This is a genomic window from Flavobacterium orientale (genome assembly GCF_014638005.1).
Lineage (GTDB): Bacteria > Bacteroidota > Bacteroidia > Flavobacteriales > Flavobacteriaceae > Flavobacterium > Flavobacterium orientale.
Map to the genome: position 1 here is coordinate 1 of NZ_BMFG01000020.1, position 7,270 is coordinate 7,270.

Annotated in this window: 7 protein-coding genes; all 7 read left to right on the plus strand. The window is 34.7% G+C overall.

Features of this window, described 5'->3' with window-relative positions; genetic code table 11:
* Window positions 1-1,078 precede the first annotated feature (1,078 nt).
* The 7 genes from IEV15_RS14335 to IEV15_RS14365 all read left to right on the plus strand — a co-directional run bounded on the left by IEV15_RS14335 (window position 1,079) and on the right by IEV15_RS14365 (window position 7,147).
* Window positions 1,079-2,806: a tyrosine-type recombinase/integrase gene (locus IEV15_RS14335; protein WP_188363232.1), complete on the plus strand. Its 1,728-nt coding sequence runs from the start codon at window positions 1,079-1,081 to the stop codon at window positions 2,804-2,806.
* A gap of 75 nt (window positions 2,807-2,881) precedes the next feature.
* Window positions 2,882-3,526, plus strand: a complete 645-nt coding sequence (locus IEV15_RS14340) for a hypothetical protein (protein ID WP_188363233.1) — start codon at window positions 2,882-2,884, stop codon at window positions 3,524-3,526.
* 141 nt (window positions 3,527-3,667) lie between these two features.
* On the plus strand, window positions 3,668-4,012 hold the full coding sequence (locus IEV15_RS14345; protein WP_188363234.1) for a hypothetical protein: 345 nt from the start codon (window positions 3,668-3,670) through the stop codon (window positions 4,010-4,012).
* Between the two features lie 189 nt (window positions 4,013-4,201).
* Complete coding sequence (locus IEV15_RS14350) at window positions 4,202-4,858, plus strand: hypothetical protein (protein WP_188363235.1); 657 nt, start codon at window positions 4,202-4,204, stop codon at window positions 4,856-4,858.
* A gap of 153 nt (window positions 4,859-5,011) precedes the next feature.
* Window positions 5,012-5,827, plus strand: coding sequence for a DUF4304 domain-containing protein (locus IEV15_RS14355; RefSeq protein ID WP_188363236.1), 816 nt, complete (start codon window positions 5,012-5,014; stop codon window positions 5,825-5,827).
* 128 nt (window positions 5,828-5,955) lie between these two features.
* On the plus strand, window positions 5,956-6,408 hold the full coding sequence (locus tag IEV15_RS14360) for a hypothetical protein (protein WP_188363237.1): 453 nt from the start codon (window positions 5,956-5,958) through the stop codon (window positions 6,406-6,408).
* A gap of 148 nt (window positions 6,409-6,556) precedes the next feature.
* Window positions 6,557-7,147 carry a hypothetical protein gene (locus IEV15_RS14365; protein WP_188363238.1) on the plus strand — a complete coding sequence of 197 codons (591 nt, stop codon included), beginning with the start codon at window positions 6,557-6,559 and terminating at the stop codon, window positions 7,145-7,147.
* Window positions 7,148-7,270 lie beyond the last annotated feature (123 nt).

Below are 7,270 nucleotides of genomic sequence, written 5' to 3' on the forward strand. Positions count from 1 at the left end.
TTTTTATTGTTAATTTTTTAATAAAAACGATGAATTATTACAAATTGTTTTACTAAACACGATGTATGGTAGTGATTTTTATGATTATTTTTCTTAAGAAATTGGGTTAAACGGGTCAATTTTAGGGTTTTACGGGGTGTTTTTTGGGAGGAACCGGGTGAAAAGTGGTGTTGTTTGGGGCGAATTGGGGTGGCTTGGGTGCGAATTGAATGGGCTTTGGAGCGAATCGGTTGGGCTTTTGAGCGAATCGGGTTAGCTTGAGAGGGAATTGAATGGGCTTTGAAGCGAATCGGTTGGGCTTTTGAGCGAATCGCTTGGGCTTGAAAGGGAATCGCTTGGGCTTGAAAGGGAATTGGATTGGCTTGAAGGCGAATTGGGTTGGCTTGGGAGGGGATTGCGGGTTGCGGGTTGCGGGTTTGCGGGTTTCGGGTTTCGGGTTGCGGGTTTCGGGTTACGGGTTGCGGGTTGCGGGTTTCGGGTTACGGGTTGCGGGTTGCTGCCTGATTTTGTTTGCCCTAACCCTAAAGGGAGCAAAATCAGGACGTTTGTCGTTATTTGGTTTTCAGTTTGGGGGTTGTTGCTTGCGGGTTTGCGGGTTTCGAGTTGCGGGTTGCGGGTTACGGGTTGGTGGTCGAGTTGGGAGGGTTGGTTTCTCGCAATCCCGATAATTATCGGGAGCAGTGACGCAAAGATTTAGAGGGTTGTGTGAAATATGTTTTGGAATTTAAGGGAGATTTTGGTTTTGGTTTCTCGCAAAGTGGTAGTAAAACCTGTTAGAGGACTACTTTAATTTGTCTTTGGATGAGACAGGAGGAGGGGATTGCGAGTTGCGGGTTGCGGGTTACGGGTTGGTGGTTGAGATTGGGGGTTGGATTTTTTAGTTTTTTTAGTTCTTTAGTTTTTTTGATTATTTGGTTGTTTTGGTTTATTTGTTTTTTAGTTATTTGATTCTTTTGTTTTTTGATTTACTGATTTTTTAGTTTTTATTATTTATTTGTTTTTTGATGAAAAAATTTGGGTTGTAGATTTTTGTTAGTTATTTGATTTTTATTATTTTAGTTGTTTAATTATTCGCCAGATGGAATTAGTTGTTAGGAAGATTTTTCATAGGGGTGCTTATCGAATAGGTTTGTTTTTTGAACGGGATTATTCTGTGCAGCAGCAATTGAAGGGCATTGGTGCTGTTTATAGCAAGACGCATCGTTGTTGGTATATTTCTTATTCAAAGGAGCATTATGGCGTTTTAAAAAAGTTATTCCCCAATTTAATTGTAGCCCAACCGGTGGCCGGCGAAGAGAGCAGCCGTGACCTTCCACCCATAGCCAAAAGCGAACGTCAGTTAGGTTCTTCTGAAAACATGAACAATCCTGACCATATAACAAAGAAGACTTTGTTAGCCGATAAGTTGCGGTTAGCATTATTACCCAATTTGGGGAAGTATTGGGTTTTTAAAATTCGCTATGTTCAAGCTGTTGTTAATCAATTGAAATTGGTTAAAGGGGTTTATTGGCATTCTACTTATAAGGTTTATATGGCCATGCGACATCCGAAGGTTAAGGAAGCTTTGGAGCGAATTTTGGAGGTGTCTTCTTTTTTTCCGGAAGATTATTTGGAGAAGGAGGTTGTTTTTGAAGGTAAATCCATTGTTTTGAGGGTGCATCCTGAAGATTCAAAATGGATGGAGGTTTATGTTCCGGATATTTTGGTAGTTCGGGAGAAGGTGAAGCGTTTGTCGATGGTTCGCTATAGCAAGATTAGGTCGTGTTATTTGTTGCCTGCTACGCCACAGGTTTATGAGGCTTTGTTGTTGCATTTTGAACCGAATCGGATATTGATTGCTTCGGAATTGCCGGAGGGTTATTTGCACAAGCGAAATGTGGTAAATCGGAAACAGCTGGATTTGAGTCAGACCAAGTCGCGGTTGTTTGAGCAGGTTCCAGAGGCTGCTCATGGTTATATTTCGGGGATGGTGGATATGTTGTTGGCTTTGAATTATAGTAGTTCGACTTTGCGAACGTATTCGCATAGTTTTTTGCAATATTTGCGTGATCATGGGTATCGGGATCCAAAAGAGATTAGTTATCAAGAGACCGTCAAATATTTATCGTCGTTGATGGAGCGGGGTTTGAGTTCTGCTTCGGGTCATTCGATGGTGAATGCGTTGTTGTTTTATTATCAGCAAGTTTTGCATATCCCGGGTTATGAGTTGAAGTTACCTCGACCTAAGAAGGAGAAGAAGCTCCCAACGGTTTTGACGATGGACGAATGTTTGCAGATTTTTAGGGTGGTTGATAATCCGAAGCACAAGTTGCTTTTGTTGATTGGATATGGTGCGGGATTGCGTGTGAGCGAGATTGTGAGTTTGGAATGGCGGGATATTTTGTTTTCTGAGCATAAAATTCATGTTCGTAATGCCAAAGGAAAGAAGGATCGGATGGTGATGTTGCCGTTTTCGATTGTGAGTTCTTTGGAATATTACCGACAGTTGTATCAAACGCAAAAGTATGTTTTTGAAGGACAATTTGCGGGTGAGCCTTATAGTGTTGGCAGTGTTCAAGCGGTGATGCGGGATGCTTTGAAGAAATCGGGATTGGAGAAGAGAGCAACAGTTCATACGTTACGGCATAGTTTTGCTACGCATTTGTTGGAGAATGGCACCGATATTCGTTACATCCAGAAGTTTTTGGGTCATGCAAGTATAAAGACCACAACCGTTTATACGCATGTGAGTGCAAGTGCTGTGAATAAGATTGTGAGTCCGCTTGACCGTTTAGCAGACGAAAACCATAAGAAAAAACTTGATTAATTTTTGAAAAAGATGAAAAAGTTGTATATATTTGATGATATTTACTAGTTACCACCAATTTAAATGAAACGACATTTGAAATACATAATTCTAATTCTAACATTTGGATTGCTCCAAAATATAGTTGCGCAGGAATCAAAAGTCGGAATTGTAACGTTTATAAAATATAGAGATACGAACGACAAATTCACCGAATCAACGACTGACTCAACTGTTGCATATTTCAATAAAAGGAAACATAGTATTTTAATTACGAATAAAAAAGATACAACTCGACTAAAAACAGATTCTCTTGGGATTTTTAAAATTCCAAAGCAATATTTTGATTATTGTAGCATAACTGTCAATCCTGAAACTAAATACTTAAGAGAAGAATTTCTATTCATTGAAGGACTTGGTAAAATGGACAGTCTTAAATTTGAAATTTATGACTATCACATTTCTAATATAATTGACTCTACAAAAGCACCTGAATTTTATAACAAATTCAATACTAAAAAAGCAGAACAGGACTTTTTTGCTGGAAATAAAAGATATTTACTTGGAAACGGAGCTACATATTCAAATGATTTCATAGAAAAATTGAAATCAAAGTCTGAAAAATTTGGATTTAAAATTGAGTATCCCGAAAAAATGCACGGAACTTTGGCTGAACATAGAATTCTGTTCAGATATAATGAGCGAATGAAGGAATTATTAGGAATAAAAAACTGGTGGTAACATCGGCTATAGTTCACTGCTACGTAGTTTTACTTTCGGAAAAACTACGCATCTGTGAATGGTTGGTGTTTATTTATTAACTTTAATGCTTAACCAACGCAGCGAAACCATAGCCGAGGAACGTTGTACATAATTTAAAAAATGCGAAAACTAATTTCAATATTGATGATTTTATTTCTGATTTTTAGTTGTAAAATGGCTAATCTTACTGATGTTGAAAAACACTATCTGATTACTGACAACGGAAATAAAAAATTCTATCTGATTGACTTTATAAAAGAAAATCAAGAAAGAGGAAAATTGGGCGAAATTCCAATGGTAGTTGTTGATGGAAAACCAGTTACATATCATTATAAAGAGCTGAATGAAAAAATCGGAATTTCCAAAAATGATATTAAGCGGATTGAAATAATGGAATCTGAAAAAAGTATCCCTTTATTTGGAAACGCAGGCAAATTTGGCGTTGTTCAAGTTTATACTTATTGAATTGACATAAGGCCGGATGAAAAAACTATGTACAACAATGTATAACCGCAATTACGGCGGATTCGACTGCGTCCGAATCCACGCGTAATTGCTACCGTCGGTGCTTATCCGAAAAACATTAAATTTAATCCCGTAACTGCGGTTATACTAGACGTTAGCAGCAATTTAAACCAACTAAATCAATAAGAATTGACAAAAGAATATGAAAGACCATTAACAGAATCCGAGAAAGGGATTTTGAAAAGACATATTGATGAAGCAAAGGCTGTATTTCCTAAAAAAATAAAGCTGATAATTCTTCAGACTTTAGCAATAATCAGCTTTGCTATTATTATATATTATTTTCCAAAAATTTGGTTGATTATTATTTTGGCTATTATTTCTTTCTTCATTATTTGGTCTATTTATCTTGACATTACTCACCTACTAAAACTTCCTGAATTTCTTGAGGAAAAGAAAAAGGTAATTAATACAGGAGTGGTAAGAGTAAATGAAATAAATATTGACAGATATATCAAAATTGACAACTTTGAAGACGAAGGAAATCATTTTATTGTAGAATATAATGGAATGTTGTCATTAATAGGTGGACAGGAATTTCTTGGTGTTAGAAAATTAAAAAATAGGATTGAACAAATTGAAATCTTGAACTCTGAAAAAAACAGAATATATTACGATAAAGTAAATAAAACAGGAAAAGATATTAGTCCATATTATGTGTTCAAAAAAGGAATTTCAGACAAATTAGTGGAGTCCGAAATTTGGGAGAAACTAACCAACCGAAATCCTTTTTCTGGAAAACTAGAGGACTTGAACGAGTTTATAGCAGAGGACAAACAAAAATAAAAACAGCTGCTAACACCGTGTATAAAAAATTGCTAGTTTTAGCTAATACAAAGTTTGTTGCCCGTTTGCTGGCTTCCGATTTTCCTTCGGAAAATCCTCGCCCACAAACACGCAACTTTCCATACACGAACACGTTGGCGGTAATTTAGAACAATGTTTAATTTATTTAAAAAGAAATATCGAAATGAACACAGTCTTCCGAAGAGAATGTGGTTGAATGAACATCTTTCTGAAAAGGAAATTGAAAAGTATAAAAATATATGGAATCAAATTAGTGGTGCGAAATTTATTGAGTTAATGGATAAAAATTTCACACCATACATAAAGTCCCTTGGATTTAAAGGCTCAAAAAATAATTTTTACAAAAAAAATAAGCCTTGGATTTATACCGTGAATATTTTCAAAGATAAATATGGAGGAAGTTGTGCAGTAAATGTTGGTGTCCATCTTGACTACATTGAAAACCAAATTAACACATTGCCAATTCCAAGTAAATTTCAAGTTGGAGACTGTATAATTGAAAAAAATATTCCATTAGACAATAATAACTCTTGGTTTTTTTATGGAATGAATGAAAATGAAGGAATTGAAACAGTTGAATTAATTATTAAAATGTTCAATAAAAAAGGTATACCTTTTCTACAAAAATTTGAAAAATATCCAAATCCCTTTGATGAGATTAACTTTGACGATTTATTAAGTCCGACAGAGAAATTTAAAGAATTCGGAATTGACTCAAAAAAACTTGATTGGATTCATTTTCATATTTTCTTAAGTAAAGTAAATATCGGAATTAAAAACTATGATTTAGCTAAACAAATTATTTTAAAGGCTTGGAATGATGAATTCAATGCTGAAAGATTTGATAAAAAAGGAGTTTCACCTTTATTGAAAGAAATAGAAGAAATAGGAAAAAAACTACCGCCAACAATGGCTATAAACAATTGGGGCGAAAGTGATAAAACGTAAGTATAAACATAAAACAAAGGTCGGTCGTAAACCGAAAAGTTAGGGCTAAAAACCCCAACTGTTCATAGCCGAGACCGTTATAGGGCATTTGACCTCACTCAAAACTGAAAGGAATTTGAATAATAAATATGGCAAAAAATAAAAGAGAAAAACAAAAGAAAAAAACTAGCTCTCTTAAGAAAATCGGATATATTTTACTGTTTGCTTTACCTCTTTTTGTTCTGATATATTTTAATAGACAAAACAGACTAGAAAAACTAAAAAATGACTCATTTACAACATATGGAATAATAGAAAAATTAAGACCTAATTCCCAAAAAGGAACAACTACTCGAAAAGATGTTGTTTATTTTTATTTTGTAAAGAATGACACTGTTTTCCATAAAAAAACGGACTTAACAGAAAACGGAATTAAAAGGTTGGGAATTAAAATAAATGACTGTTACGAAGTTAAAGTTGTTAAATCGGATTACGGAATTTTTGACATTGACTTTAAAAAACGGAAAGACACTTTAATTGATAAAAAGGATTATAAAAATCAAATTTATAACACTAGCATACATAGAAATATAATTGAATAAAAAAAACGCACTACAACACCGGCTATAGTTCATTGCGGCGGAATTTCCTACTCGGAAATTCCTGCGTATTTGCTAACTTTGGTTTACGGCGGAAAATCCTCGCGGATTTATCCGCAACGAAACCATAGCCACAAACGTTGTGAGCAATATGAACAAACTGCTGTCATTATTAACTTTACTTCTGATTTTCTCCTGTTCTGGAGTAAAACGAAAGACTATTGACTTCGGGCAATTCGAAATAACTGTTCCCGAAAATTGGAAAAAATATGAGCGAAAAGGAATTGACAGTTATATTGGCGGAATTATTACAGAGTCAAATGACAGCTTGAATTTTGATTTTGGAATGTATTCGGCAGATATAAGTGAACAAAGTTTACCAATGATTTATGACTCAATCAGTTTAGCGGAATTGACAAAAAAGGAACGTGAATTATTGCCAAATACAAAGCATTTAATTGTTCAGGATTTATTTAATTCTAACGTTGATTTTGATGAATATTTAAAATACGAATTCGAATATGACTCAATTGACTGTTTCAAAGCAAAAATAATAATGCCAAGAAATAAAGGTTATGGAGGAACAGGAATTTATATAGATAGCTTAGCTGGAAGTAACCGTAATTTTGACAAAATCAAATTCGGATTTTATGGCTGGTATTTGAACGACAAGGTACAAGCGGAATTTATAAAAGCTCTTAAAACTTTAAACTTTAAAAAATACTGCTCACAACATCGGTAACTGTTGCACAACCTTTTCAAAAAACTAAATTTTCATACTACTCATAATAAAGAACCTCGTTTAGTGCTTTCTAAGCGAGGTTTGTTTTTTGAAGGAAGTTAGTATTCCTAAAAAAAGTAAGGC